This is a genomic window from Delftia sp. JD2, from assembly GCF_001682645.1.
In the GTDB taxonomy this organism is placed as follows: domain Bacteria; phylum Pseudomonadota; class Gammaproteobacteria; order Burkholderiales; family Burkholderiaceae_C; genus Comamonas; species Comamonas acidovorans.
Genome location: NZ_LFJT01000070.1, coordinates 12,856 through 34,484, shown reverse-complemented (window position 1 = coordinate 34,484; position 21,629 = coordinate 12,856). Strand labels below are relative to the sequence as shown.

At 70.3% G+C, this 21,629-nt stretch carries 24 protein-coding genes; 8 read left to right on the top strand and 16 right to left on the bottom strand.

The features are described 5' to 3' along the window. The first annotated feature begins 235 nt into the window (after window positions 1–235). A complete protein-coding gene (locus ACM14_RS26140; protein WP_043821684.1) occupies window positions 236–928 on the top strand; it encodes a GntR family transcriptional regulator in 693 nt (230 codons plus the stop codon). 30 nt (window positions 929–958) lie between these two features. Here ACM14_RS26140 and ACM14_RS26135 read toward each other — a convergent pair whose 3' ends face one another. The 3 genes from ACM14_RS26135 to ACM14_RS26125 all read right to left on the bottom strand — a co-directional run bounded on the left by ACM14_RS26135 (window position 959) and on the right by ACM14_RS26125 (window position 2,462). Next, window positions 959–1,276, bottom strand: coding sequence for a type II toxin-antitoxin system RelE/ParE family toxin (locus ACM14_RS26135; RefSeq protein ID WP_065347791.1), 318 nt, complete (start codon window positions 1,274–1,276; stop codon window positions 959–961). Next, window positions 1,273–1,542, bottom strand: coding sequence for a type II toxin-antitoxin system ParD family antitoxin (locus ACM14_RS26130; RefSeq protein WP_012207631.1), 270 nt, complete (start codon window positions 1,540–1,542; stop codon window positions 1,273–1,275). Before ACM14_RS26130 ends, ACM14_RS26135 begins: the two co-directional genes overlap by 4 nt. Before the next feature lie 89 nt (window positions 1,543–1,631). Next, the gene (locus ACM14_RS26125; protein ID WP_065347790.1) at window positions 1,632–2,462 is read right to left on the bottom strand and encodes a helix-turn-helix domain-containing protein; all 831 of its coding nucleotides are present in this window, start codon (window positions 2,460–2,462) and stop codon (window positions 1,632–1,634) included. Between the two features lie 70 nt (window positions 2,463–2,532). On the opposite strand from ACM14_RS26125, the gene ACM14_RS26120 reads away from it, so the two are divergent. From ACM14_RS26120 to ACM14_RS26110, 3 genes are all read left to right on the top strand, one after another. Next, on the top strand, window positions 2,533–3,195 hold the full coding sequence (locus tag ACM14_RS26120) for an MSMEG_1061 family FMN-dependent PPOX-type flavoprotein (RefSeq protein WP_065347789.1): 663 nt from the start codon (window positions 2,533–2,535) through the stop codon (window positions 3,193–3,195). Window positions 3,196–3,223: 28 nt separating this feature from the next. Next, window positions 3,224–3,628 (top strand): hypothetical protein, encoded by a 405-nt coding sequence (locus ACM14_RS26115; protein WP_065347788.1) that lies wholly within the window; start codon window positions 3,224–3,226, stop codon window positions 3,626–3,628. Window positions 3,629–3,751: 123 nt separating this feature from the next. Next, on the top strand, window positions 3,752–5,995 hold the full coding sequence (locus tag ACM14_RS26110) for a TonB-dependent siderophore receptor (RefSeq protein WP_065347787.1): 2,244 nt from the start codon (window positions 3,752–3,754) through the stop codon (window positions 5,993–5,995). A gap of 176 nt (window positions 5,996–6,171) precedes the next feature. On the opposite strand, the gene ACM14_RS26105 is transcribed toward ACM14_RS26110, so the two are convergent. The 3 genes from ACM14_RS26105 to ACM14_RS26095 all read right to left on the bottom strand — a co-directional run bounded on the left by ACM14_RS26105 (window position 6,172) and on the right by ACM14_RS26095 (window position 9,289). Next, complete coding sequence (locus ACM14_RS26105; protein WP_012207634.1) at window positions 6,172–6,684, bottom strand: MgtC/SapB family protein; 513 nt, start codon at window positions 6,682–6,684, stop codon at window positions 6,172–6,174. 115 nt (window positions 6,685–6,799) lie between these two features. Continuing rightward, window positions 6,800–8,251, bottom strand: a complete 1,452-nt coding sequence (locus ACM14_RS26100) for a chloride channel protein (RefSeq protein WP_065347786.1) — start codon at window positions 8,249–8,251, stop codon at window positions 6,800–6,802. A 144-nt stretch (window positions 8,252–8,395) separates the two neighbouring features. Further along, window positions 8,396–9,289, bottom strand: a complete 894-nt coding sequence (locus ACM14_RS26095; protein ID WP_013800520.1) for a LysR family transcriptional regulator — start codon at window positions 9,287–9,289, stop codon at window positions 8,396–8,398. A gap of 140 nt (window positions 9,290–9,429) precedes the next feature. Here ACM14_RS26095 and ACM14_RS26090 point away from each other — a divergent pair, with 140 nt between their 5' ends. Continuing rightward, window positions 9,430–10,485 (top strand): NAD(P)-dependent alcohol dehydrogenase, encoded by a 1,056-nt coding sequence (locus ACM14_RS26090; protein WP_065347785.1) that lies wholly within the window; start codon window positions 9,430–9,432, stop codon window positions 10,483–10,485. Window positions 10,486–10,491: 6 nt separating this feature from the next. Here ACM14_RS26090 and ACM14_RS26085 read toward each other — a convergent pair whose 3' ends face one another. Then, window positions 10,492–11,430 (bottom strand): LysR substrate-binding domain-containing protein, encoded by a 939-nt coding sequence (locus ACM14_RS26085; protein WP_065347784.1) that lies wholly within the window; start codon window positions 11,428–11,430, stop codon window positions 10,492–10,494. Window positions 11,431–11,566: 136 nt separating this feature from the next. Between ACM14_RS26085 and ACM14_RS26080 the strand changes: the two genes are divergently transcribed. Then, window positions 11,567–12,592 (top strand): tripartite tricarboxylate transporter substrate binding protein, encoded by a 1,026-nt coding sequence (locus ACM14_RS26080; protein ID WP_063328465.1) that lies wholly within the window; start codon window positions 11,567–11,569, stop codon window positions 12,590–12,592. A 7-nt stretch (window positions 12,593–12,599) separates the two neighbouring features. Then, a complete protein-coding gene (locus ACM14_RS26075; protein WP_139093501.1) occupies window positions 12,600–13,487 on the top strand; it encodes an N-formylglutamate amidohydrolase in 888 nt (295 codons plus the stop codon). Between the two features lie 69 nt (window positions 13,488–13,556). Here ACM14_RS26075 and ACM14_RS26070 read toward each other — a convergent pair whose 3' ends face one another. The 5 genes from ACM14_RS26070 to ACM14_RS26050 all read right to left on the bottom strand — a co-directional run bounded on the left by ACM14_RS26070 (window position 13,557) and on the right by ACM14_RS26050 (window position 17,315). After that, window positions 13,557–13,886, bottom strand: coding sequence for a DHCW motif cupin fold protein (locus ACM14_RS26070; protein ID WP_013800515.1), 330 nt, complete (start codon window positions 13,884–13,886; stop codon window positions 13,557–13,559). Between the two features lie 63 nt (window positions 13,887–13,949). Then, window positions 13,950–14,747, bottom strand: coding sequence for a precorrin-6A synthase (deacetylating) (gene cobF / locus ACM14_RS26065; protein WP_065347782.1), 798 nt, complete (start codon window positions 14,745–14,747; stop codon window positions 13,950–13,952). Further along, entirely contained in the window at window positions 14,744–15,622 is an 879-nt protein-coding gene (gene cobM / locus ACM14_RS26060) for a precorrin-4 C(11)-methyltransferase (RefSeq protein ID WP_065347781.1), read from the bottom strand. The genes cobF and cobM overlap by 4 nt, the downstream gene beginning before the upstream one ends. Next, window positions 15,619–16,116 carry a cobalamin biosynthesis protein gene (locus ACM14_RS26055; RefSeq protein WP_047327954.1) on the bottom strand — a complete coding sequence of 166 codons (498 nt, stop codon included), beginning with the start codon at window positions 16,114–16,116 and terminating at the stop codon, window positions 15,619–15,621. The genes cobM and ACM14_RS26055 overlap by 4 nt, the downstream gene beginning before the upstream one ends. Further along, complete coding sequence (locus tag ACM14_RS26050; protein ID WP_065347780.1) at window positions 16,113–17,315, bottom strand: bifunctional cobalt-precorrin-7 (C(5))-methyltransferase/cobalt-precorrin-6B (C(15))-methyltransferase; 1,203 nt, start codon at window positions 17,313–17,315, stop codon at window positions 16,113–16,115. The genes ACM14_RS26055 and ACM14_RS26050 overlap by 4 nt, the downstream gene beginning before the upstream one ends. On the opposite strand from ACM14_RS26050, the gene ACM14_RS26045 reads away from it, so the two are divergent. Then, window positions 17,314–18,090, top strand: coding sequence for a cobalt-precorrin-6A reductase (locus tag ACM14_RS26045; protein WP_065347779.1), 777 nt, complete (start codon window positions 17,314–17,316; stop codon window positions 18,088–18,090). The genes ACM14_RS26050 and ACM14_RS26045 overlap by 2 nt on opposite strands. Here the strand turns inward: ACM14_RS26045 and cobJ are convergent. The 4 genes from cobJ to cobG are packed head-to-tail and all read right to left on the bottom strand — an operon-like array spanning window position 18,042 to window position 21,484. After that, window positions 18,042–18,857 carry a precorrin-3B C(17)-methyltransferase gene (cobJ, locus tag ACM14_RS26040; RefSeq protein ID WP_065347778.1) on the bottom strand — a complete coding sequence of 272 codons (816 nt, stop codon included), beginning with the start codon at window positions 18,855–18,857 and terminating at the stop codon, window positions 18,042–18,044. The genes ACM14_RS26045 and cobJ overlap by 49 nt on opposite strands. After that, window positions 18,851–19,621: a precorrin-2 C(20)-methyltransferase gene (gene cobI / locus ACM14_RS26035; protein WP_065347777.1), complete on the bottom strand. Its 771-nt coding sequence runs from the start codon at window positions 19,619–19,621 to the stop codon at window positions 18,851–18,853. The genes cobJ and cobI overlap by 7 nt, the downstream gene beginning before the upstream one ends. Beyond that, complete coding sequence (locus ACM14_RS26030; RefSeq protein ID WP_034397236.1) at window positions 19,611–20,240, bottom strand: precorrin-8X methylmutase; 630 nt, start codon at window positions 20,238–20,240, stop codon at window positions 19,611–19,613. The genes cobI and ACM14_RS26030 overlap by 11 nt, the downstream gene beginning before the upstream one ends. Next, window positions 20,240–21,484 (bottom strand): precorrin-3B synthase, encoded by a 1,245-nt coding sequence (gene cobG, locus ACM14_RS26025; RefSeq protein ID WP_065347776.1) that lies wholly within the window; start codon window positions 21,482–21,484, stop codon window positions 20,240–20,242. The genes ACM14_RS26030 and cobG overlap by 1 nt, the downstream gene beginning before the upstream one ends. Window positions 21,485–21,629: the final 145 nt, after the last annotated feature.

The following is a 21,629-nucleotide window of genomic DNA, read 5'->3' as shown; positions in this document are numbered from 1 at the left end:
GGTCAGCGACGAGGAACTGGCCCGCCGCGCCCGGCTCAACCCGGTGACCGTGCCCACGGCCGAGCGCGGCTACCGCAAGCTCTTCCTCACCACCGTGAACCAGGCCGACCAGGGCGTGGACTTCGACTTCCTGCGCTGCGCCACCGAGCGCGGCACCATTCCAGGCCGGCGCGAATAGTCGGCGCAGGCGGTCAATTCGGACAAAATGGCGTCTTTGTCCCAACCGCCTGTCTTGATGGTCGCTGCCGCCTCACTGCCGATTTCCCTGGATGCCGAACCCGCCCCCGCAGCCGACGCCCTGGGCGCCATGGTGGCAGCGCTGGAAGAGGACGTGGTCTTCGGCCGGCTGCACCCGCGCGAGCGCCTCGTCGAAGACGACCTCATGGCCCGCTTCGACGTCAAGCGCCACATCGCCCGCGAGGCCCTGGCCGCGCTGGACCGCATGGGCTTGATCGAGCGCCGCAAGAACGTGGGCGCCCTGGTGCGCTCGTTCTCCACCCAGGAAGTGCAGGAGCTGTACGAGCTGCGCGGCATGCTCGAAGTGGAGGCCGCGCGCAAGATCCCCCTGCCCGTGCCGGCCGAGAGGCTCGAACGCCTGACCTCCATCCAGCAGCAGCACGACGCCGCCGTGGCCGAAGGCAACGCGCGCCTGGTGTTCCGCATCAACCTGGCCTTTCACCAGGAACTGTTTGCGCTGGCGGGCAACGACACGCTGCACAAGGCCATCACCGAATACGCGCGCCAGACGCACCCCATCCGCTTCGCCTCCCTGGTCTCGGCCGACTACCGCGAGCGCGCACGCCAGGAACACTGGCAAATGATCGAAGCCCTGCGCGCCCAGGACCGCGATGCCCTGGTCCGCCTGTGCGCCGAGCACCTGCTGCCCTCGCGCGATGCGTATCTGAATGCGCAGTTGCAGCGGTTGTAGGCGGCTCTGGCATCTGGACAGCGCGGCTGATCAGGCGATCCCGCCACCCTCCCGCAGCAGTGCTTCGTGGTCACGCCCGCCATAGAAGATGCCGATGATGGAAACCAGGTCTGCATCGACGGCGAAGGCGATGACAGTTCGCTTTCTGTAGTTGGTGATGCGCAAGCCAGGTCTCACGTCGTCGCGCGGCGTGCCGCGAAGTGGAAAGGTGCGCAGGCTCTCGCAATAGCTCACGATGGCATCGGTGTATTGAGCTGCCACATCGTGCGAGGCAGCCTCGGCGATGTAGTGGTAAAGCTCGACAAGCTGCTCCTGGGCCTGCGAACTGAAGACAACGCGATAGTTCATCTCGCCTTGGCATGTTCAGCGGCAAGGCGCGCCCGCAATTGATCGGCGGTGACGGCACTCGAGGGATCGGCCTTCAACGCGTCATAGGCGGGGCCGACCTGATCTTGCAGCCAGCTTTCCACCGCACGATCCCGCGCCATCAGCGCCCGCAAGCCATCACGGATCACTTCGCTCTCGCTGGCGTACTCGCCAGCACGCACCTTCGCCCGTACTGCGTCTGCCATGTCGTTGGGCAGGGTGATGCTCATTTGCTGGGTGGTTCTCATGCATGGCTCCTTGAATGCAGTGGGATTGAATCCTACTGCCGAGCCAAAGCCCTGTCCAGAATCCGTCCCCTCTCCCTTTCATGGGCGTTTCAGACACTCGCCCCCAGCCTCCCCCGGTACGCTGCAGGCGTCTCCCCGAACGTGCGCCGGAACAGCCCGATGAAGGCGCTGGCCGTGGCGTAGCCCAGGTCCAGCGCGATGTTCGTCACCGGCGCGCCGGCGGCCAGCATCTCCAGCGAGCGCATCAGCCGCGCGCGCTGGCGCCAGGCGGTGAAGCTGAAGCCGGTTTCCGAGACAAAACGCCGGCTCAGCGTGCGCGAGCTGACGGCGGCCCAGCGCGCCCAGGCCTCCAGGTCGCGGGCATCGGCCGGGTCGGCGATCAGCGCGCGGGCGATGCGCTGCAGGCGCGGGTCTGCGGGCAGGGGCAGGCCCAGGGGCTCCACGGGCAGGGTGCGGATCTCGTCCAGGATCACCGCCATCACATGGGCGCGGGCCTGGTCCGCCGAAGGGCCTGGTTGCACGGGCTGCGTTGTGGGCACGCCTTGCTGCCATCCCCAGCTGGCGGCGCGCAGCACGGCCTCGCGCAGCAGGCCCGAGGTGCGGATGGCGCAGGGCCGCTGCGGCAGGTCGGCGCAGGCCGGCTCCGCCACATAGACGCTCCAGCCGTGGAAGGGACCATGGGAGCGGCCCGAATGCAGCTGGTGCGGCGGCAGCCACACGGCATGGATGGCGGGCACCACCCAGACCGCGTCTTCCACGCCCACCGACAACAGCCCGCGCAGCGAGCCGAACAGCTGGCCGCGCGCGTGCCGGTGCGGCTCGGAGGCCAGCTCCTCGTCCTGGCTGCCCACGGCCGCGATCAGCACGGGGCCATCGGCACGGTTCACATGGCTGACCAGTTCAAGAATGGCATCGGGCATGGCGTCTTTGAGCTATTTGTTGGCTGATCCAGTCTACAGCCGCCAACGCCTTTGTTCTTACGCTTGTGCCATGCACACAGACAACACCGCCCTTGCAGAGCCGCCAGGCCCGGCCATCGACCTGGACTCGCTCTACGCCGCCCCGGCAGAAAGAATCCAGAAGGCCGTGCGCGACCGCCTGTCCGACTTCCACGAGGCCTATCTGCGCCAGGCCAGCTTCTTTTGCCTGGCCACGGCCGGCGAACGCGGCCTGGACGCCTCGCCGCGCGGCGGGCCGCCCGGCTTTGTGCAGGTGCTGGACGAGCGCACCGTGGCCTTTGCCGACTGGCCCGGCAACAACCGCATCGAATCCCTGCGCAACCTGCAGGCCGATGACCGCCTGGCCATGCTCTTCCTGTTCCCGGGGCTGGACATCTTCCTGCGCATCAACGGGCGCGGCCGCATCTCCACCGACCCCCATCTGCTGCAGGAGCTGAGTGAAGGCAGGGGCACGCCCAAGACCGCCACCGTGGTCCTGGTCGACGAGGTGCTGCTGCACTGCGGCAAGGCCATCCACCGCTCCGGCCTGTGGAACCCCTCAAGCCAGCTGGACCGCGCCGCCCTGCCCACCGTGGGCCAGATGATGGCCGCCCTCACGCAGTTGGCCGATGCCACGGCGCCCGCCATGGATGCCGCGCAACAGGAGCAGGCCAACGCCCACTACGCCCATGCGGTCAGGCACGACCTGTACTGATGCCCTGCTTTTTCCCAGGAACCATGACATGCTGATCGATACCTCCCGCTTTCCCCTGGTCTACCTGCGCGAACCCGAAGCGCAGGCACCTGCAGACGCAGGCAGCGGCAATGACGCATCGGCCGAAGCCCAGATCGAATCCCTGCTCGACCAGGGCCGGCACTTCGTGCTGCTCACCGACCACCTGCCCGGCGACCACCCCGAGGAAAGCCACGAAGAACGCAAGCAGCGCGCCCTGTTCTTCAAGCGCAACCGCGAACGCATGCGCCAGCTGTGCCGGGGCATGGTCGTCATCACGGGCGACCGCGCCGTGCCCACCGCCCTGCGCCTGGCCGTGCAAGGCATGGGCAAGGCGCTGGGCATGCGGGTTGCGTTCGTGCAGGGGGAGGATGAGGCGCAGGTCTGCTCGTGGGAGCTGCTTGGACAGGCGTGAAGGCGGGCCAGGCGGAGTGTGGGCACAAACAGACACATCTCCCTACAAGCTCCATACGGGGGAGTCGCATCGATAAAATTATTGGGAATCATTCTCATCCCGCATTCTCATCCCGTTTTCTCCATGCACTCCCCCCTCCACACGCTGACCCCGATCGCCGGGGCCCTGGCCCTTCTTTTGTCTGCTGGCGCCGCATGGGCCCAGCCTGCACCTTCCACGGCAACGGCCGCGCCCGAGCTGGGCACCGTCACCGTCGAGGCCAGCGCCGATGCGTCGGCTGAAGGCCTGTCCAGGCCCTACGCGGGCGGCCAGGTGGCGCGCGGCGGGCGGGCCGGGATTCTGGGCACGCGCGACAACATGGAGACGCCGTTCTCCATCACCAGCTACACCAACGAGCTGATCCAGGACCGCCAGGCCAAGAGCGTGGGCGATGTGCTGCAGAACGATCCTTCCGTGCGCGTGGCGCGCGGCTTCGGCAATTTCCAGGAGTCCTACTTCGTGCGCGGCTTCGTGCTGGGCTCGGACGACGTGGCCTACAACGGCCTGTACGCGCTGCTGCCGCGCCAGTACATCGCCACCGAGCTGTTCGAGCGCGTGGAGCTGCTGCGCGGCGCATCGGCCTTTCTGATGGGCGCCAGCCCCAATGGCGGCGGCCTGGGCGGCAACATCAACCTGCTGCCCAAGCGCGCGGGCAGCGATCCGCTGTCGCGCGTGACGGCGGGCATTGCCAGCGGCGGCCAGGCCTTTGTGGCGGCCGACGTGAGCCGGCGCTTCGGCCCCGACCAGGCCACGGGCATCCGCCTGAACGCCGCGCACCGGGGCGGCGATACCGCCATCGACCAGGAAAGCTCCAAGCTCGATCTGTTGTCCGTGGGCATGGACTGGCGCAGCCGCAATGTGCGCCTGTCGGGCGACATCGGCTGGCAGGACAACCGCCTCAAGCGCACGCGCACCAATGTCACGCCGGGCGCAGGGCTGGCGGCCATTCCTGCTGCGCCCGATGCTTCCTCCAACTGGGCCCAGCCCTGGACCTATTCCGACGAGCGCGACCTGTTCGGCACTCTGCGCGGCGAGTGGGACATCAACAGCAATGTGACGGCCTGGGCCGCCTATGGACTGCGCCGCAGCTCCGAGAACAACTCGCTGGCCAACATCACGCTGGCGGCGGCCGGCAATGGCGCGGCCACCACCAGCCGCTTCGACAACGCGCGCAAGGACCGCGTGAGCACAGGCGAGCTGGGCGTGCGCGCACGCCTGAACATGGGCAGCGTGGGCCATGAGATCGTGGCCAGCTACTCGGCCTTTGACCTCAAGGTCTACAACGCCTATGGCATGAGCACGTCTGCGGTCCAGGGCAATGTGCTGAACACCAACCTCTACAACCCCAGCTACTACGCGATCACACCGCTCAACTACCTGGGCAACGACCTGTCCAACCCCGCCTACAACCGGGGCACGCGCCTGAACAGCTTTGCGCTGGGCGACACGCTGTCGCTGATGGACGGCCGCATGCTGGTGACGGCCGGCGTGCGCCGCCAGACGATAGAGACCGACTCGGTGAGCTACCGCATCGTCAGCAACGGCGCGGTCACCAGCCAGGGCGGCGTGCGCACGGCCTATGACCAGAGCCGCACCAGCCCGGTGCTGGGCGCGGTGTTCAAGCTCACGCCCCAGGTATCGCTGTACGGCAACTACATCGAAGGCCTGGCCCAGGGCGACACGGCGCCGGCCAAGTCGGGCGACACCATCATCGCCAACGCGGGCCAGCAGATGTCGCCCTACGTGACCAAGCAAAAGGAAGTGGGCGTCAAGTACGACGGCGGCAAGCTGGGCGGCGGCCTGGCCTTCTTCTCCACCGACAAGCCGCGCTCGCTGATCGACGGCAACCTGTTCACCTCGGCCGGCAAGGACCGTCACCAGGGCGTGGAATTCAACGTCTTCGGCGAACCCATGCGCGGCCTGCGCCTGCTGGGCGGCGCCACCTGGCTGGACGCCAGGCAGCAAAGCACGGGCCGAGCCACCACCGACGGCAAGCGCGTCATCGGCGTGCCGCGCTTCCAGGCCACGGCGGGCGTGGAATGGGATGTGCCGGGCATCAATGGCCTGGCGCTGGACGGCCGCCTGGTGCACACCGGCGCCAGCTACGCCAACGACGTCAACACCCTGCGGGTGGCCGGATGGAACCGCCTGGACCTGGGCGTGCGCTACATGACCGAAGTGCAGGGCAAGCTGCTCACGCTGCGCCTGCGCGTGGACAACGCGACGGACCGCAACTACTGGGCCTCCGTGGGCGGCTACCCGGGTTCGGGCTACCTGACGGTGGGCGGTCCGCGCACGTTCTCGCTGAGTGCGAGTGTGGATTTCTAAAGGCATGCGTGCATGGCCAGAGATGCCATGCACGCAGGTGACTGCCTATCGGGAGTTGGCGAGTGCCTCGCAAGCCTCACTGGCTGCGTTCGTGATGTTTGCCATGTTCACGTGGCACGAACATCAGGAAAAAGCGAACAAAGCCGGAATACCAGGCTTTAGGCGGCCGCCCGCCCTTAAGTCTCCCGCGGCTTGGTATCCGGCTCCGCGTCCGCCTGCGGAGGCGGCGCACTGACCACGTGCGGCAGCATCACGAGGATGACGATGGCCAGCAGCGTGGCCAGCAGCGCGATGGCTTCGCGCCCAAGGCCGCAGGCCACGCCGATGGCGGCCGTCATCCAGATGCCGGCGGCCGTGGTCAGGCCCTGCACCTGTTCCTCGGAGTGGCGCTTGATGATGGCGCCCGCGCCCAGGAAGCCCACGCCGGCCACCACGCCCTGGATCACGCGGCTCATGTCGGCAATGCCCATGCCGCCGCGCTCGGGCACCAGCACGAACAGCGCCGCGCCCATGGCCACCAGCATGTGGGTGCGCAGGCCGGCGGCCTTGCCCTTGTGTTCTCGCTCGTAGCCGACGATGCCGCCCAGCAGGGCCGCCAGCAGCAGGCGCACCATGACGCGCGTGACCTCGGCCGCATCGGGCAGGCTGGAGAACTCCTCGGCCAGGGTGCTGGTTACTTCCTCCCACATGGCGCGTTCCTTTCCTCGGGTTGTGCGTCAGGACTCAGGAAGCGAGCATGGCGTGGCGTGCAGCGCGCCCAGGCCATCGCCCTTCGCCATTGCCTGTCAGCCAAGCGCGCCCGGCTCAGGCGCCTGCGGGCTTGTCCTGGTCCCTGGGGGGTGCAGCCGGCCCTGCGCGGCTGGCGGGTTCCGGTTCCGGCGCGGCGGCCGGTGCTGGTACGGGCTCAGGTGCTGGCTCAGTTGCAGGTGCAGGCTCGGGAGCAGGAGCAGGCACCAGACTCAGCATGTGCTGGGCCAGCGTCTCGTACAGCGGCCGGGCCAGCATGCGCGAGACCAGGCTGGCCAGCATGGCAGCGGCCATGAGGCTGAGCACCATGGAGTGGCCGTCCACCATCTCCATCACGATGATGAAGGCCGTCAGCGGCGCCTGCGTCACGGCGGCCAGGAAGGCGGCCATGCCCATGGCGATGAGGGCGGGCGCGATGTCTGCGCCCATGAGGCCGGCCACGTTGTGGCCCACGCCCGCGCCAATCGACAGCGAGGGCGCGAAGATGCCGCCCGGCACGCCCACCCAGGCCGACAGCCAGGTGGCGATGAACTTCAGGGTGACGTAGAACGATGGCACGTCGGCCTGGCCCGCCAGCATGTGCTTGACGGCCTCCGAGCCCGCGCCGAAGGTGGCGCCGCCCGTGACCATGCCGATGACGGCGATCACCAGCGCGATCGCCGCCGCGAAGCGGATGGGAAAGCGCGCACGCAGCTGGTTGAGCCGCTCGGGCGTGCGGGTCAGCGAAGCGGCCAGCAGCTTGGCAAACAGGCCGCCCAGCACGCCGCAGGCCAGGGTCACGCACAGGCCGGGCAGCAGCGCGTCCCAGGTCAGGTGGGGCACCTGGATGCGCCCGAAATAGCTGAGGTTGCCGAAGGCCGACACGCCCATCAGGCCGGCCAGCACGATGGCCGCGATGATCAGGCCGCTGGAGCGCGACTCCAGCTTGCGCGACAGCTCCTCGATGGCGAAGACCACGCCCGCCAGCGGCGCGTTGAAGGCCGCCGCAATGCCGGCCGCGCCGCCGGCCACCAGCAGCGCATGGTGGCTGATGCCCGAATGCGGCCCGAACCAGCGCCGCGCATGGTGCATGACACCGGCGGCCACCTGCACCGAAGGCCCCTCGCGCCCGATCGACAGCCCCGCCGCAAAGCCCGCGCTGGCCAGGACCATCTTGGCGAAGGACAGCCACAGCGACACGAAGCGCCCGCGCTGCGCGGGGTCCAGCGCCGGGTCCAGCGTGGCGATCACCTGCGGAATGCCCGACCCCGCCGCGCCCGGCGCCCAGCGCCGCGTGAGCCACACGGCGCCCGCCGTGACGGCAGGCATCCACAGCAGAACGGCCCAGCCGCCCTGCCAGTGGTAGATGCTCTCGAAGAGTTCAAAGCCCGCATCGGCCATCAGCGTGAAGGCCACCACGCACAGCCCGGCGGCGGCCGCATAGGCCAGCACGATGGTGCGGTCCAGCCAGCGCCTGCCGTCCCGGAATTCCTGGTTCAGGTTGTGGAGGAAGTCGGGTTCTTGCTGCATCGCGTGAAGGGATCGCGTGAAGAAATCGCGTCCAAGGACCGCGAAAGAGGCTGGGCGAAAGCCGTTCATTGTGCCCAAGCTGACCGGCCGCGTATGTCGCCGGCGGCAATGCCTACTTCGCCGCTGCGTTGATGGCCAGGCGCCTCAGCCGCGCCAGCGCAGCGCATCGACCACCAGCGAGAACGCGGGCGAGGGCTGCCTGCGGCTGGGGTAGTACAGGTGGTGGCCGTCGAATCTTGGGCACCAGTCCTCCAACACGCGCTGCAGCTGGCCGCTCTGGATCCAGGGCATGACCTCGTCCTCGGGCAGCAGCGTGATGCCCAGCCCGGCCAGGGACGCATCGATCTGGGGCTGGGTGGTGTTGAAGATCAGCGGCCCGTCCACGCGCACATTCATCTTGCGGCCCCGGCGCTCGAACTCCCACACATACAGGCCGCCCGAGGTCACCATGCGCTGGTTGATGCAGCGGTGCGCCATCAGGTCCTGCGGATTCTTCGGAATGCCGTGCTCCGCGAAATACCCGGGCGAGGACACCACGGCCATGCGCAGCGGCGGGCCGATGGGCACGGCGATCATGTCCTTGTCGATGGTGCTGCCCAGGCGCACGCCGGCGTCGAAGCGCTCGGCCACGATGTCGCGGAATCCGTAGTACACGTCGAATTCCATGCAGATGTCCGGATAGGCGAGCAGCAGCGGTGCCAGCCGGGGCAGCAGGGTGCTTTGCAGCATGTAGTCGCCGCAGGTGATGCGCACCGTGCCGCCGGGCTTGTCGCGCAGCGCGGTCAGGGCGTCGAGTTCGGCCTCGATCTCGTCGAAGCGGTGGCCTATGGCCTGCATCAGCCGCTCGCCCGCCGCCGTGGGCGAGACGCTGCGCGTGGTGCGCGTGAGCAGGCGGATCTGCAGCCGCTCCTCCAGCGCGCGCACGGTCTGGCTCAGCGCCGACTGGGTGACGCCCAGCGCAGCCGCCGCGCGCGTGAAGCTGCCCTCGCGCGCCACGGTGACGAAGGCCAGCAGGTCATTGAGGTTGCGTCTTGCCATGGCCGCAAGCCTAGCGCCATCCATTGATTAGCTGTGCTGATAAGCCCATTAAGCATTGATTAGCTAGTCAGCAGGGCAGGCGGCGGCAAGAATGCCCGCATCCCTTCCACACCCACCAGGCCTCCCACGAGGAACATCCCATGACCGTCAAAGCCTATGGAGCCCATGCGGGCGACCTGCCCCTGCAATCCCTGGACATCACGCGCCGCGCACCGGGCGCCCACGATGTGCAGATCGAGATCGCCTTCTGCGGCGTCTGCCACTCCGACATCCACCAGGTACGCTCGGAATGGGCGGGCACGCTCTACCCCTGCGTGCCGGGCCACGAGATCGTGGGCCGCGTCTCGGCCGTGGGCGCCCATGTCTCGGGCGTGAAGGCTGGCGATCTGGTCGGCGTGGGCTGCATCGTGGACAGCTGCCGCCATTGCGCGGACTGCGACGAGGGCCTGGAGAACTATTGCGACCACATGGTCGGCACCTACAACGGCCCCACGCCCGATGCGCCCGGCCACACGCTGGGCGGCTACGCGCAGAGCATCGTCGTGCATGAGCGCTATGTGCTGCACATCCGCCACCCCGAGGAACAGCTGGCCGCCGTGGCGCCGCTGCTGTGCGCGGGCATCACCACCTGGTCGCCGCTGCGCCACTGGGGCGTGGGGCCGGGCCACAAGGTGGGCGTGGTGGGTATTGGCGGCCTGGGCCACATGGGCATCAAGCTGGCCCACGCCATGGGCGCGCATGTGGTGGCCTTCACCACCTCCGAGTCCAAGCGCGAGGCGGCGCGCGCCCTGGGTGCCGACGAAGTGGTGGTCTCGCGCAACGCGGCCGAGATGGCGGCGCACGCCAAGAGCCTGGACTTCATCCTCAACACCGTGGCCGCGCCGCATGACCTGGATGCCTTCTTCACCCTGCTCAAGCGCGACGGCACCATGGCCCTGGTGGGCGCGCCGGCCACGCCCCATCCCTCGCCCCAGGTGTTCAACCTGATCATGAAGCGCCGCAGCCTGGCCGGTTCCATGATCGGCGGCATTCCCGAAACGCAGGAGATGCTGGATTTCTGCGCCGAGCACGGCATCGTGGCCGATATCGAGATGATCCGCGCCGACGAGATCAACGCCGCCTACGAACGCATGCTGCAAGGCGATGTGAAGTACCGCTTCGTGATCGACAACGCCACGTTGGCAATGACGCCGTGACGGGTCTCAGGCGGCGGCCGGGTGGATGCCCATGGCGGCGATATCGGCTGCCGCCGTGTCCAGCAGCCAGCGGCGGAACTCGGCAAAGCCGGGCCGGGGCCGCCGGTCGCCGGGCACGCACAGGAAATAGCCGCGCTGCAGCGTGACCGGCAGGTCAAAAGGCACCACGACGGTGCCGGCCCGCAGTTCCTCGCGCACCAGGCAGCGCTGCACCAGGGCCAGGCCCATGTCCGCAATCACTGCCTGGATCAGGATGGACACCTGATCGAACGCCGTGGCGAGGTTGGGCGCCTTGCGGCCGGCGCCGGCCGCGCGCAGCCACTGCGTCCAGTTGCCCGGGGCGGTGGTGTGATAGAGCAGCGGCTCGGTGGCCAGATCGCCGGGCTTGCGCCAGGCGCCCTGGGCCAGCCGCTGGGCCATGCGCGCCGGGTGGCAGATGGGCACCATCTCGCGGCCGATGACGTAGTCGCAGCTGCAGTGCGGCCAGTCCTCGGGGCCCAGGCCGGTGAGCACGGCGGCGTCGGGTGTGGGGCCGGTGAAATCCTCGCTCTTGCGGTAGGGCACGAAGTTCACGCGGATGCCGGGGTGCAGCTGCTGGAAGGCGCGCAGGCGCGGAATCAGCCAGGCGCTGGCCAAGGTGGGCACCACCGCCAGGTTCAGCGGCCGGTCGGCCTCTCCCAGGCGCAGGCGGGCGCTGGTTTCCTCGATGGCGGCCAGCGGCTCGCGCACGGCGTCCAGCAGTTCCCGGCCCACGGGCGTGAGGTGCAGGGAATGCGCATTGCGCTTGATCAGCGCCAGGCCGTAGTGCTGCTCCAGCCGTGCCACGGCACGGCTGACCGCGCTCTGGGTGACGCACAGCTCGGCCGCCGCGCGCGAAAAACTGCCCAGCCGCGCCGCCGTGGCAAAGGCATGAAGCTCGGACATCGAAGGCGAGTGCAGACGCATGGAATACAGACCCTGAACGGGCATTGGCGGACAGCACAACGGCGCGCCCGAAGCCGGTGCGAGCATGCGCAACAGTCATGCTAGCGGCCAAATTGTCGTTTGGAAGCACGGGCCATGCCACCGACACTTTGTCGTCATGAACACGCCCACATCCCTTCGCTCACCGCTTGGCGCACCGCTTCGTGCACGCCGCAGCACCGTCCTCGCCCTTGGCGCCATCGCCGGCATCGCCCTGCTGGGCGCCACGGCGGCCCGTGCCGAATTTCCCGACCGGCCCATCCGCCTCATCGTGCCCTTTGCGGCCAGCGGCTCGACCGACCTGGCCGCACGCCTGATCGGCGAATACGCGGCCCGCGAGCTGGGCCAGGCCATCGTGGTGGAGAACCGCGCCGGTGCAGGCGGCTCGCTGGGCATGGAGCAGGTGGCCAAGTCGCGCCCCGACGGCTACACCCTGGGCATGGCCACCATGAGCACGCACGGCTCCAACGCCGCCGCCTACGGCACCCGCCTCAAGTACGACCCGGTCAAGGACTTCGCCCCCGTCAGCAATGTGGCGACCGTGCCCAGCGTGCTGGCCGTCAACGCCAAGTTCCCCGCCAGGACCATGGCCGAGCTGCTGGCCATGGCCAGGAAGGAGCCGGGCAAGATCACCTTCGCCTCGCCCGGCATGGGCTCGCTGGGCCATGCCAACGTGGAGTATTTCTCCAGCCTGGCGAAGATCGAGCTGCTGCACGTGCCCTACAAGGGATCGGGCATGGCGCTCAACGACGCCGTGGCCGGCCAGGTGGATGCGATCACGGACAACCTGCCCTCGGCCCTCACCCACATCCAGGCCGGGCGGCTGCGCGCCCTGGCCGTGCTCTCGGACAAGCGCTCCCCCGCCCTGCCCGACGTGCCCACCTACGGCGAGCTCGGCTTTCCACAGATGGGCAATGGCGGCTGGTTCGGCATCGTCGCGCCGGCAGGCACGCCGGCGCCGGTGGTGCGCCGGCTCAACCAGGCCATCCATGCGGCCATGAAGCAGCCGGACTTCATCAAGAAGATGGAGGACGCGGGTGCCACCCTCATCCCCAACACGCCGCAACAGTTCCAGACCCAGATCGAGCAGGCCGTGGCGCGCTACGCCGCCGTGGCCAAGGTCGCCAAGATCAGCGCGGAGTGAGATGAAGATGCAGGACACCCTCCAGGACCAGGCCCTGTACGTGCTGCACCCGCCAGAGGGCGCCGCCATACCGCTGGTGTGCGATTCGCCGCACAGCGGTGTGCGCTACCCCGGCGATTTCGGGCACGCCGTGCCGCGCTCCGTGCTGCGTGCGGCCGAGGACACCCATGTCGAGGCCCTGTGGGGCGCCGCGCCCGCAGTCGGCGCCACCCTGGTGGAGGCGCTGTTCCCGCGCAGCTACCTGGACCTGAACCGCACGCTCGACGACATAGACCCGGCCCTGCTGGCCACGCCCTGGCCCACGCCGCTGTCGCCCGGGGAGAAGACGCGCATCGGCTCGGGCCTGATCTGGCGCACCGTGAAGAACCAGCCCATCTACGACCGCCTGCTGCCCGTGGACGAGGTGCAGCAGCGCATTGCGCGCTGCTACCAGCCCTACCACCAGGCGCTGGCCCAGGCCGTGGAGGACACGCACCGGCGCTTTGGCGCGGTCTGGCACCTGAACCTGCACTCCATGCCCAACAACGCCTATGAGCGGCTGCAGATCCGCAGCGAGCGGCCTCTGGCCGACTTCGTGCTGGGCGACCGCGACGGCAGCACCTGCGAGCCCGCCTTCGTCGCCCTGGTGGAGGAATACCTGCGCGGCTGCGGCTACACCGTGGCGCGCAACGATCCCTACAAGGGCGTACAGCTGATCGCCAGGATCGGCCAGCCCGCGCTGCAGCGGCACAGCATGCAGATCGAGATCCGCCGGCCCATCTACATGGATGAGGACACTCGCGAGCGCAACGCCGGCTTCGAGGCCGTGCGCCAGGACATCACGGGCCTGCTCAAGACCATGGCGGCGTACTTCGAGAGCCATCCGTCCGTCAGGCATTGCGCCGACCGGGCATGAGCCCCTGGCATCCCGCGCCGTGCGCCACTGCAGCGCGCTGCAGTGGCCGTGGCGACGGTGGCGGAAGGTTCAGTCCACCACGAAGAGCCTGGCGCCCTTGGGCGAGCGCGAGCGGTGCGGCTCGGCGTTGTCCGCCACCTGGTAGCTCATGCCGGGCGTCAGCGTGAAACGGCGGCCGTCCGCCAGTTCGGTCTCCAGCTCGCCTTCCAGGCACAGCAGCACATGGCCCTTGGTGCACCAGTGGTCGGAGACATAGCCGGGCGTGTACTCCACCGTGCGCACGCGGATGTTGCCGAAGTTCTGCGTGCGCCAGAACGCCTGCCCGGCCTCGGCCGAATGCTCGGTGGGCGCCACGGCGGCCCAGTCGGTGGTGTTGAAGGGGATGTTGTCCATCTGCATGGCGGGATTCCTTGATGAAGGGGGTGTACAGCGTGGGGGCCGGCGTCGGCAGCAGCCTCGGCCTCAGCCGCCGCGCCGCAGCAGGTAGATATCCATGATCCAGCCATGCCGCTCGCGCGCTGCGGCGCGGGCCTGCGCGATGCGCGGTGCCGCCTCGGCCAGCGGGCCGCTGTCCAGCATCTGGCGGTCCATGCCCAGGTAGGCGCCCCACCAGATGTGCAGGCCATGGGAGGGCAGCTCGGTGAAGCTGCACTGTCCGTCCAGCATCACCACAGCCGTGTCCACGCCCGGTGGCCAGCCCTGCTCGCGCAGCTGGCGGCCCGTGGTGACCACGAAGGGCTGGCCTATGCCGTTGAGCGCAATCGCATGCGCGGCGCACAGCACCTGCATGGAGCTGATGCCCGCCACCACGCGCACGCTGTGCGGCGCCGGCTGCATGCGCGCGGCAATGCGCAGGGTGCTGTCGTACAGCGCCGGGTCCCCCCAGACCAGCAGGGCGACCTGCAAGGGCTGGCCGGCCGTTCGCGGCGCCAGTCCATCGGCCATTGACCGGGTGATGGCCGCCTGCCAGCAGCGCGTGATGGCCGCATGCCATTCATCGACCTGGGCCAGGTAGTCGTCGCCCACGCTGCGGCGCACGGGCATGTCGAAGCCTTCGATGCGCGGGCCGGGCGCAGTGAGCACGGCATCGCACAGGTCGCGGCGCAGGGCGGCGAGTTCGACCTTGTCCTCGCCCTTGTGCGGCAGCAGGATCAGGTCGGCGGCCTGCATGGCGGCCTGGGCTTCGCGCGTGAGGTGGTCGGGGTTGCCCGTGCCGATGCCGATCAGGCTCAGCGCCACGGGCGGCAGGGCCGCGCTCATGGGGCGGGGTTCCCGAGGGGCACGTCGCTCACGGTGTCGCTCACGGTGTCCCGCAAGGTATCCCTCGCGGTATCCAGCGCGGCATTCGCATGCACATCGGTGGCGGGAAAGCGCGGCTCGGTGCCCAGCGGGCGGTAGCGGCGGTCGTAGTCGGCCGCGTAGAGGCGGCTTTCGCCGAAGTCCTCGGCCTGCAGGCTGCGGCCCACCAGGATCAGGGCCGTGCGCTCCATGTGGGTGGCCACGGCCTCGGTCAGGCTGCCCACCGTGGTGCGCACCACGGTTTCGTCAGGCCAGCTGGCGCGCCAGACGATGGCCACGGGGCAGTCGGCGCCGTAGTGCGGCAGCAGCTCGGACTGCACCTTGGCGGCCACATGGATGGACAGATGGATGGCCAGCACGGCGCCCGTGGCCGCGAAGGCGGCCAGGTTCTCGCCCTCGGGCATGGCCGTGGCGCGGCCCGAGGTGCGCGTCAGCACCACGGACTGGCACAGGCCGGGCAGGGTCAGCTCCGCGCCCAGCGTGGCGGCGGCGGCCGCGAACGAGGGCACGCCAGGCGTGACGGTGTAGGCAATGCCGGCCTCGCGCAGGCGGCGCAGTTGCTCGCCCATGGCCGACCAGACGGACAGGTCGCCCGAGTGCAGGCGCGCCACGTCTTCGCCACGCGCCTCGGCGGCCTGGATCTCGGCCACGATGTCGTCCAGGCTCATGGATGCGGTGTTGACGATGCGCGCGCCCGGCGGGCAGTGCGCCAGCAGCTCGCGCGGTATCAGCGAGCCTGCGTACAGGCAGACCGGGCAGGCCGCCATGAGGTCGCGCCCGCGCACGGTGATCAGGTCGGCGGCGCCGGGGCCGGCGCCGATGAAATGCACGGTCATGCCGTTGCTCCTTGGTTCTTGGCCTGGCTGGCGTGGGCCAGGCAACAGTTCAGAGGTCCGCCCTGGCCCACGGCCAGGGCCAGGGTGGCGCTGCCATCGTCCGCCACCAGGCGGGTCACGCTCAGGGCGGAGTGCGGGCCTGCGGCGGCCAGCGCCGCCGCCTCGGCCACGCTGCCCGTGCCATAGCGCGCCAGCATGCGCGGCGACTGCGTGACCACGGGCTGCCCAGGCAGTTGCCCTGGCGGCACGCGCACCAGAACGGCCGTGGGCACGACAGCCGCCATCCAGGCGGCCAGCGCCGGGTGGCCGGCCTTGGTATCCAGCACGGCCACGGCGCAGATGGGCTGGGGCGCGCAGGCGCCTGCGTCTGCGCTTTCCGGCAGCTGCGCCTGCGCCCGCTGCCACAGCGCCTGCAGCGCATGGGGCAGTGCGTCCGTGTGCAGGCCCAGGCCCAGCACGCCGCAGCGGTGGGGGATGGCTTCGTCCGGGTTCACCGCTGCCAGCTCCACTGCACCAGCGGCCGCGCAGCCTTCCAGCTGCGCATGCGGCCCAGCGGCTCGGCGCTGGAAATCTCCAGCCGCAGCAGCTGGCCGCCGTGCTCGGCCTGCAGTTGCACCAGCAGGGCCTCGGTCTCCAGCGTCACGGCATTGACCACCAGGCGGCAGCCCGCGGGCATGAGGGCCTGCAGGCGCTCGAACAATTCGGCGTCAAAGCCCCCGCCCACGAACACGGCCTGGGGCCGGGCCAGCACCTGCAGTCCGGCCAGCGCCTCGGGCGCCACGCCCTGCACCACGCGCAGGCGCGCCTGCAGGCCGAAGCGCCGGGCGTTGAGGCGGATGTTGTCCGCACGCGCCGCATGCTGCTCCAGGCTGATGGCCGAGCCACCGGCCAGGCACCACTCCACGGCCACCGAGCCCGAGCCGCCGCCCACATCCCACAGGCATTCGCCGTGGCGCGGCGCAAGAGCCGCCAGGGTCAGCGCGCGGGCCGGGGCCTTGGTGATCTGGCCGTCGTTGGCGTACCAGTGATTGGGCCGGCCCGGCACCAGCGGCAGGGCCGCGCCGCCCTGGGCGAGCACGGCCACGGCCACGGGCGCGCAGGCAGGGTCGGCGGCCAGGGCCTGGGCGGCTTCGGCGGCGCGCCATGCACGGCGGCGCTCGCGCGGGCCGCCCACGGACTCCACGACTTCCAGGCGGCTGTCGCCCCAGCCTTCCTGCACCAGCCAGTCCGCCAATGCGGCCACGGCGGCGCCATCGCGCAGCAGCACCAGCGACTGGCGGCCTGGCGACAGGTGCGGCAGCAGCTGCTCCACGTGGCCGGCGTGCAGGCCCAGGCAGACCGTGTCTTCCAGCTTCCAGCCCAGGCGGGACGCCAGCAGCGAAAATGTCGAAGGTTGGGCGTGGCAGCGCCACTCCTGCGGCGCCAGATGCGCCGCCAGGCTGCCGCCCGCCCCGAACCAGAACGGATCGCCCGACGCCAGCACCACCGTGGGCCGGCCACGGCAGGCCAGCACGGGCGCCACGTCAAAGGGCACGGGCCAGGGACGGCCCCGCTCGCCGGCACCGGCCAGCGCCAGGTGGCGCGGCCCGCCAAAAACGGTCTCGGCCGCGTCCAGCGCGCGCAGCGCGGCGGGCGAGAGGCCGTCCAGGCCGTCTTCGTTCAGGCCCACCAATGTCAACCAGGGATCAGTCATGCCCCATGTTCTCCTGCTGGGCGGCACCAGCGGCGCCAGCCAGCTGGCCCAGGCCCTGCAGCGCGCCGGCATTGCCGCCGTGTTCTCGTATGCGGGCGTCACGCAGTCGCCCGTGGCCCAGCCCCTGCCCACGCGCGTGGGAGGCTTTGGCGGTGCCCAGGGCCTGGCGCAGTTCCTGCGCGGGCAGGCCATCAGCCATGTGGTCGATGCCACCCATCCGTTCGCCGCGCAGATGAGCCGCAATGCCTGCGAGGCCTGCGCCGCCACCGGCACGCCGCTGCTGGCGCTGGAGCGCGAGCCCTGGCAGGCCAATGCCGGCGACGCCTGGATCGACGTGCCCGACATGCAAGCCGCCGCTGCCGCCCTGCCCCAGGCAGCCGCCCGGGTGTTTCTGGCCGTGGGCCGCAAGCAGCTTGCGGCCTTTGCGGGCCAGCCGCAGCACCACTATCTGCTGCGCCTGGTCGATGCGCCCGAGCCCGGAAGCCTGCCCTTGCCCCACACCACGGTGGTTCTGGGGCGCGGGCCTTTCAGCGCGGACGACGATGAAGCCTTGTTGCGCACGCACGGCATCGAATGGCTGGTAGCCAAGAACGCAGGCGGCGAGGCCACGCGCGGCAAGCTCGATGCCGCACGCGCCCTGGGCCTGCCCGTGGTGATGGTGCAGCGCCCGGCGCTGCCGCAGCGCCAGCGCACCGGGTCGGTGGCTGCGGTGCTGCACTGGATTGCTCATGGCGTGCTGCCGCCAGCACCGCCCGCGCCGCCATCCATGCCGTAGTGGCGTGGCGTGTAGACCCAGCGGCCCACGCGGCGCGTGGCGCTGTTGCCCACCAGGACTACGGTGCGCATGTCGGCCATCTCGGGCGTGGCCTCGGCCAGCGTGCATACGTGCAAGTGTTCCTCGGGCGTGGACACGGCGCGCGCGAACACCAGCAGGCGCTGCGGCTCGCAGCGGGTGCGCAGCAGCTGCAGCAGGCGCACAAAGCCTTCGGGCCGGCTCTTGGAGCGCGGGTTGTAGAAGGCCATGGCGAAGTCGGCCTCGGCCGCCAGTTCCACGCGCCGCGCGATCACCGGCCAGGGCTTGAGGTTGTCCGAGAGATTGATGCAGCAAAAGTCATGGCCCAGCGGCGCACCAGCGCGCGCGGCGGCGGCCAGCATGGCGGTGATGCCGGGCAGCACCTGGATATCGAGCGCCTGCCAGGCGGCGGCCTGCGCCGCATCGGCCGATTCCATGGCCTCGAACACGGCCGACGCCATGGCGAACACACCCGGGTCGCCCGAGGACACCACGACCACCTGCCGGCCTTGTGCGGCCAGCGCCAGCGCCTGGCGCGCGCGCTCCAGCTCCACGCGGTTGTCCGAGGCATGCCAGGCCACGGCCTGGCCCTGACCCGCCTGCGCCAGCAGAGCCTGCGCGCGGGACACATAGGGCAGGTAGCCGACCACATCGTCGGCCGCGAGCAAGGCGGCTGCGGCTTCGGGCGTGATCTGGTCCAGTGCGCCCGGGCCCAGCCCCACCACCGTCAGGCGGCCGGCGCTCACCATGCGGCCTCCGGCCGGCGGCCCTGGCCGTGCACGAGCACGATGGCGAAATAGGGGCAGGCGTCGTCGGACACATCGCCCAGGCGCGCGACCTGCTCGCTGTCCGTGGTGCCGTTCTGCACCAGCCAGGCGGCGTCAAGCCGGCCCGTGCGCTGCAGGGCGCGGCGAATGCGCGGCAGGTTGCGGCCGACCTTCATGACGACCAGGGCCTCGGCCGTCTGCATGCGGCGCACCAGCTCGTCTTCCGACAGGGTGCCGGTCATCACGCTGAGCACGTCGTCGCCCCAGGTGATGGGCTCGCCCGTGGCGTGCCAGCAGCCCACCATGCCGGGGATGCCGGGCACCACGTCCAGCGGCACCTGGCCGCGTTCGCGCAGCCGGGTGTACAGATGCATGAAGGAGCCGTAGAGGAAGGGGTCGCCCTCGCACAGCACCACCACCTGCCCGGTCTGCGCCAGCGCTTCCAGGCGCAGGCACCAGTCGTCGTAGAAGCGCGCCAGCAGGTCCACATAGGCGGGGCTGTCCACGGGCAGCTCGGTGGTCACCGGGTACTCCATGGCGTGCTCGGCGGCGCCTTGGGCCAGCAGGCCGTCCACCAGCTGGCGGGCCTTGCCGGGCCGGCCCTTCTTGCGGAAGAACGCCACCTGGCGGGCGCCGCGCACCAGGCGGTCGGCCTTGACGCTCATGAGTTCGGGGTCGCCCGGGCCCAGGCCCACGCAGACAATGCCGGGCCCGCCCTGGCTGGGACGCGGCTGCCTATTCGACATGGCTGGCCAGTGCGTTGATGGCGGCCACGGTGATGGCCGAGCCGCCCAGGCGGCCATGCACGGCCATGCAGGGCACGGGCAGGTCCTGCATCAGCGCCTGCTTGGATTCCATGGCGCCCACAAAGCCCACGGGGCAGCCGATGATGGCGGCCGGCCGGGGGCAGGCCGGGTCCTGCAGCATGTTGAGCAGGTGGAACAAGGCCGTGGGCGCATTGCCGATGGCCACCACGGCCCCGGCCAGGTGCGGGCGCCACAGCTCCAGCGCGGCGGCGCTGCGCGTGTTGCCCATGTCACGGGCCAGCGCGGGCACGCGCTCGTCCGGCAGCGTGCAGATGATGGGGTTGGCGGCGGGCAGGCGCGAGCGCGTGATGCCCTCGCTGACCATGCGCACGTCGCACAGCACGGGCGCGCCGTTTTGCAGGGCCTGCGCGGCGGCCTCGGCCATGCCGGGGGAGAAGGCCACGTGCGGGGCCAGCTCCACCAGGCCGGCGGCGTGGATCATGCGCACCACCACGCGTTCCTCGACAGGCGTGAAGCGTTCCAGCGCCGCCTCGCGGCGGATGGTGGCAAAGGACTGCCGGTAGATCTCGGCGCCATCGGTTTCGTAGCGGTGCAGCATTATTCTTTTGAAAACAGCAATCCCGGATTGTCTCGCACCGAGGCCAGGGTCCGCTGCTCCTGCGCCCTATCCCCGGCACGGCCGTGGCGCACTACGGAATAGACAGGGCCTTCGCCCTCGTCTTCACCTTCTGCCCGCAGCACCACCGTGGCCGGCGCCTGCCGCGCGCAGCCCTTGGCGCATCCGGTCACATGCAGGTGAGCGCCGTGGGGCACCTGCGGCGCCAGCTCCAGCGCCAGGGCCTGCGTGGGACCCAGGGCCTGGGTGCAGCCCGGCGCGCCGGTACAGGCGGATACGCGCAGGCGCGGGTCATGGGCGTGGGTGATCCAGTCAGCGGCGTTGTCCAGCCCCGCCGCAGCCCACCAGCGGGGCAGCGCCGCGCCGGCTCCGGCGTCTTCCACCAGCAGCATGCGCCAGGGTGTCACACGCAAAAAGGCCTGCTCAGGCAAGGCGCGCACCAGCCGCGCCAGCGCCACGGCCGGCAAGCGGCCCAGCGGCGCGCCCAGCAGCCAGCCCACGCCGGGCACGGCACCGGGCGCCGATCCTTCGCCGTGGGCCGGGGTTTCTGTCTCCACCCAGTCCAGTCCGGGGGGCGGCTGCAGTTGCGCCGCCACCGCGGCCATGCGCCCGGGCTGCAAGCCCTGGGCGCGGCGAAGAGAGGCCTGACCGGCAAACCAGCGCGCCAGCGCGAGGCCTGCGGCCACGGCCTGGTCCGCCTCGGCCACGGCCAGCGCGTGGTTGCGTCCATCGGGCTGCACCAGCCAGCCGATGGCTGTGCGCTGCAGGCGGATATCGGCGGACACGCCCGCCAGCCGGCCCGGCGCGCCTTCCACCGACCAGCCGAACTTGGCCGGCAGGCCGGCCAGATCCTCGGCCGCATCCAGTGCCTGCTGCAGGGCCTGGCCCAGCGCATGGACCGACTCCTGCGGCCGGCACAGCGGGTCGATCACCAGGTTGCGGCGGCGCTCGCGGCCCGCGTCGGCGTCCAGCAGGCCCACGGCCGCCAGGGCGCGCAGCACGGCGGCGTGCCGCCCGGGCGCAATGCCGCGCAACTGCACATTGGCGCGGCTGGACAGCTCCAGCGCGCCGTTGCCATGCACGCAGGCCAGGCGCGCCAGACGCCGCGCCTGCGCTGCCGTCAGGCGGCCCAGCGGCGGGCGCACGCGCAGCACCAGCCCATCGCCGGAGGCCATGGGCTGCCAGGCGCCGGGGCACCAGCCTTGGATGTGGGGAGGGGTATGCATGGGGTAGGGGCCCCGACTGTAGCGCCGGCGCACCCGGCATCCCAGGTGCAAGACCCGCATGCGTTCATGAAATGCGGACTTTCTTGATCCAGCCCGCCTGGGAAGCGGGCTGGTAACGCCTAACACCCATCTAGCCTAAATTTGT

What these genes read in the sequence shown, in the direction of transcription:
- ACM14_RS26140 (WP_043821684.1), top strand. Translation starts at nt 236, where the DNA reads ATGGTCGCTGCCGCCTCACTGCCGATTTCCCTGGATGCCGAACCCGCC.
- ACM14_RS26135 (WP_065347791.1), bottom strand. Translation starts at nt 1,276, where the DNA reads ATGAACTATCGCGTTGTCTTCAGTTCGCAGGCCCAGGAGCAGCTTGTC.
- ACM14_RS26130 (WP_012207631.1), bottom strand. Translation starts at nt 1,542, where the DNA reads ATGAGAACCACCCAGCAAATGAGCATCACCCTGCCCAACGACATGGCA.
- ACM14_RS26125 (WP_065347790.1), bottom strand. Translation starts at nt 2,462, where the DNA reads ATGCCCGATGCCATTCTTGAACTGGTCAGCCATGTGAACCGTGCCGAT.
- ACM14_RS26120 (WP_065347789.1), top strand. Translation starts at nt 2,533, where the DNA reads ATGCACACAGACAACACCGCCCTTGCAGAGCCGCCAGGCCCGGCCATC.
- ACM14_RS26115 (WP_065347788.1), top strand. Translation starts at nt 3,224, where the DNA reads ATGCTGATCGATACCTCCCGCTTTCCCCTGGTCTACCTGCGCGAACCC.
- ACM14_RS26110 (WP_065347787.1), top strand. Translation starts at nt 3,752, where the DNA reads ATGCACTCCCCCCTCCACACGCTGACCCCGATCGCCGGGGCCCTGGCC.
- ACM14_RS26105 (WP_012207634.1), bottom strand. Translation starts at nt 6,684, where the DNA reads ATGTGGGAGGAAGTAACCAGCACCCTGGCCGAGGAGTTCTCCAGCCTG.
- ACM14_RS26100 (WP_065347786.1), bottom strand. Translation starts at nt 8,251, where the DNA reads ATGCAGCAAGAACCCGACTTCCTCCACAACCTGAACCAGGAATTCCGG.
- ACM14_RS26095 (WP_013800520.1), bottom strand. Translation starts at nt 9,289, where the DNA reads ATGGCAAGACGCAACCTCAATGACCTGCTGGCCTTCGTCACCGTGGCG.
- ACM14_RS26090 (WP_065347785.1), top strand. Translation starts at nt 9,430, where the DNA reads ATGACCGTCAAAGCCTATGGAGCCCATGCGGGCGACCTGCCCCTGCAA.
- ACM14_RS26085 (WP_065347784.1), bottom strand. Translation starts at nt 11,430, where the DNA reads ATGCGTCTGCACTCGCCTTCGATGTCCGAGCTTCATGCCTTTGCCACG.
- ACM14_RS26080 (WP_063328465.1), top strand. Translation starts at nt 11,567, where the DNA reads ATGAACACGCCCACATCCCTTCGCTCACCGCTTGGCGCACCGCTTCGT.
- ACM14_RS26075 (WP_139093501.1), top strand. Translation starts at nt 12,600, where the DNA reads ATGCAGGACACCCTCCAGGACCAGGCCCTGTACGTGCTGCACCCGCCA.
- ACM14_RS26070 (WP_013800515.1), bottom strand. Translation starts at nt 13,886, where the DNA reads ATGCAGATGGACAACATCCCCTTCAACACCACCGACTGGGCCGCCGTG.
- cobF (WP_065347782.1), bottom strand. Translation starts at nt 14,747, where the DNA reads ATGAGCGCGGCCCTGCCGCCCGTGGCGCTGAGCCTGATCGGCATCGGC.
- cobM (WP_065347781.1), bottom strand. Translation starts at nt 15,622, where the DNA reads ATGACCGTGCATTTCATCGGCGCCGGCCCCGGCGCCGCCGACCTGATC.
- ACM14_RS26045 (WP_065347779.1), top strand. Translation starts at nt 17,314, where the DNA reads ATGCCCCATGTTCTCCTGCTGGGCGGCACCAGCGGCGCCAGCCAGCTG.
- ACM14_RS26050 (WP_065347780.1), bottom strand. Translation starts at nt 17,315, where the DNA reads ATGACTGATCCCTGGTTGACATTGGTGGGCCTGAACGAAGACGGCCTG.
- cobJ (WP_065347778.1), bottom strand. Translation starts at nt 18,857, where the DNA reads ATGGTGAGCGCCGGCCGCCTGACGGTGGTGGGGCTGGGCCCGGGCGCA.
- cobI (WP_065347777.1), bottom strand. Translation starts at nt 19,621, where the DNA reads ATGTCGAATAGGCAGCCGCGTCCCAGCCAGGGCGGGCCCGGCATTGTC.
- ACM14_RS26030 (WP_034397236.1), bottom strand. Translation starts at nt 20,240, where the DNA reads ATGCTGCACCGCTACGAAACCGATGGCGCCGAGATCTACCGGCAGTCC.
- cobG (WP_065347776.1), bottom strand. Translation starts at nt 21,484, where the DNA reads ATGCATACCCCTCCCCACATCCAAGGCTGGTGCCCCGGCGCCTGGCAG.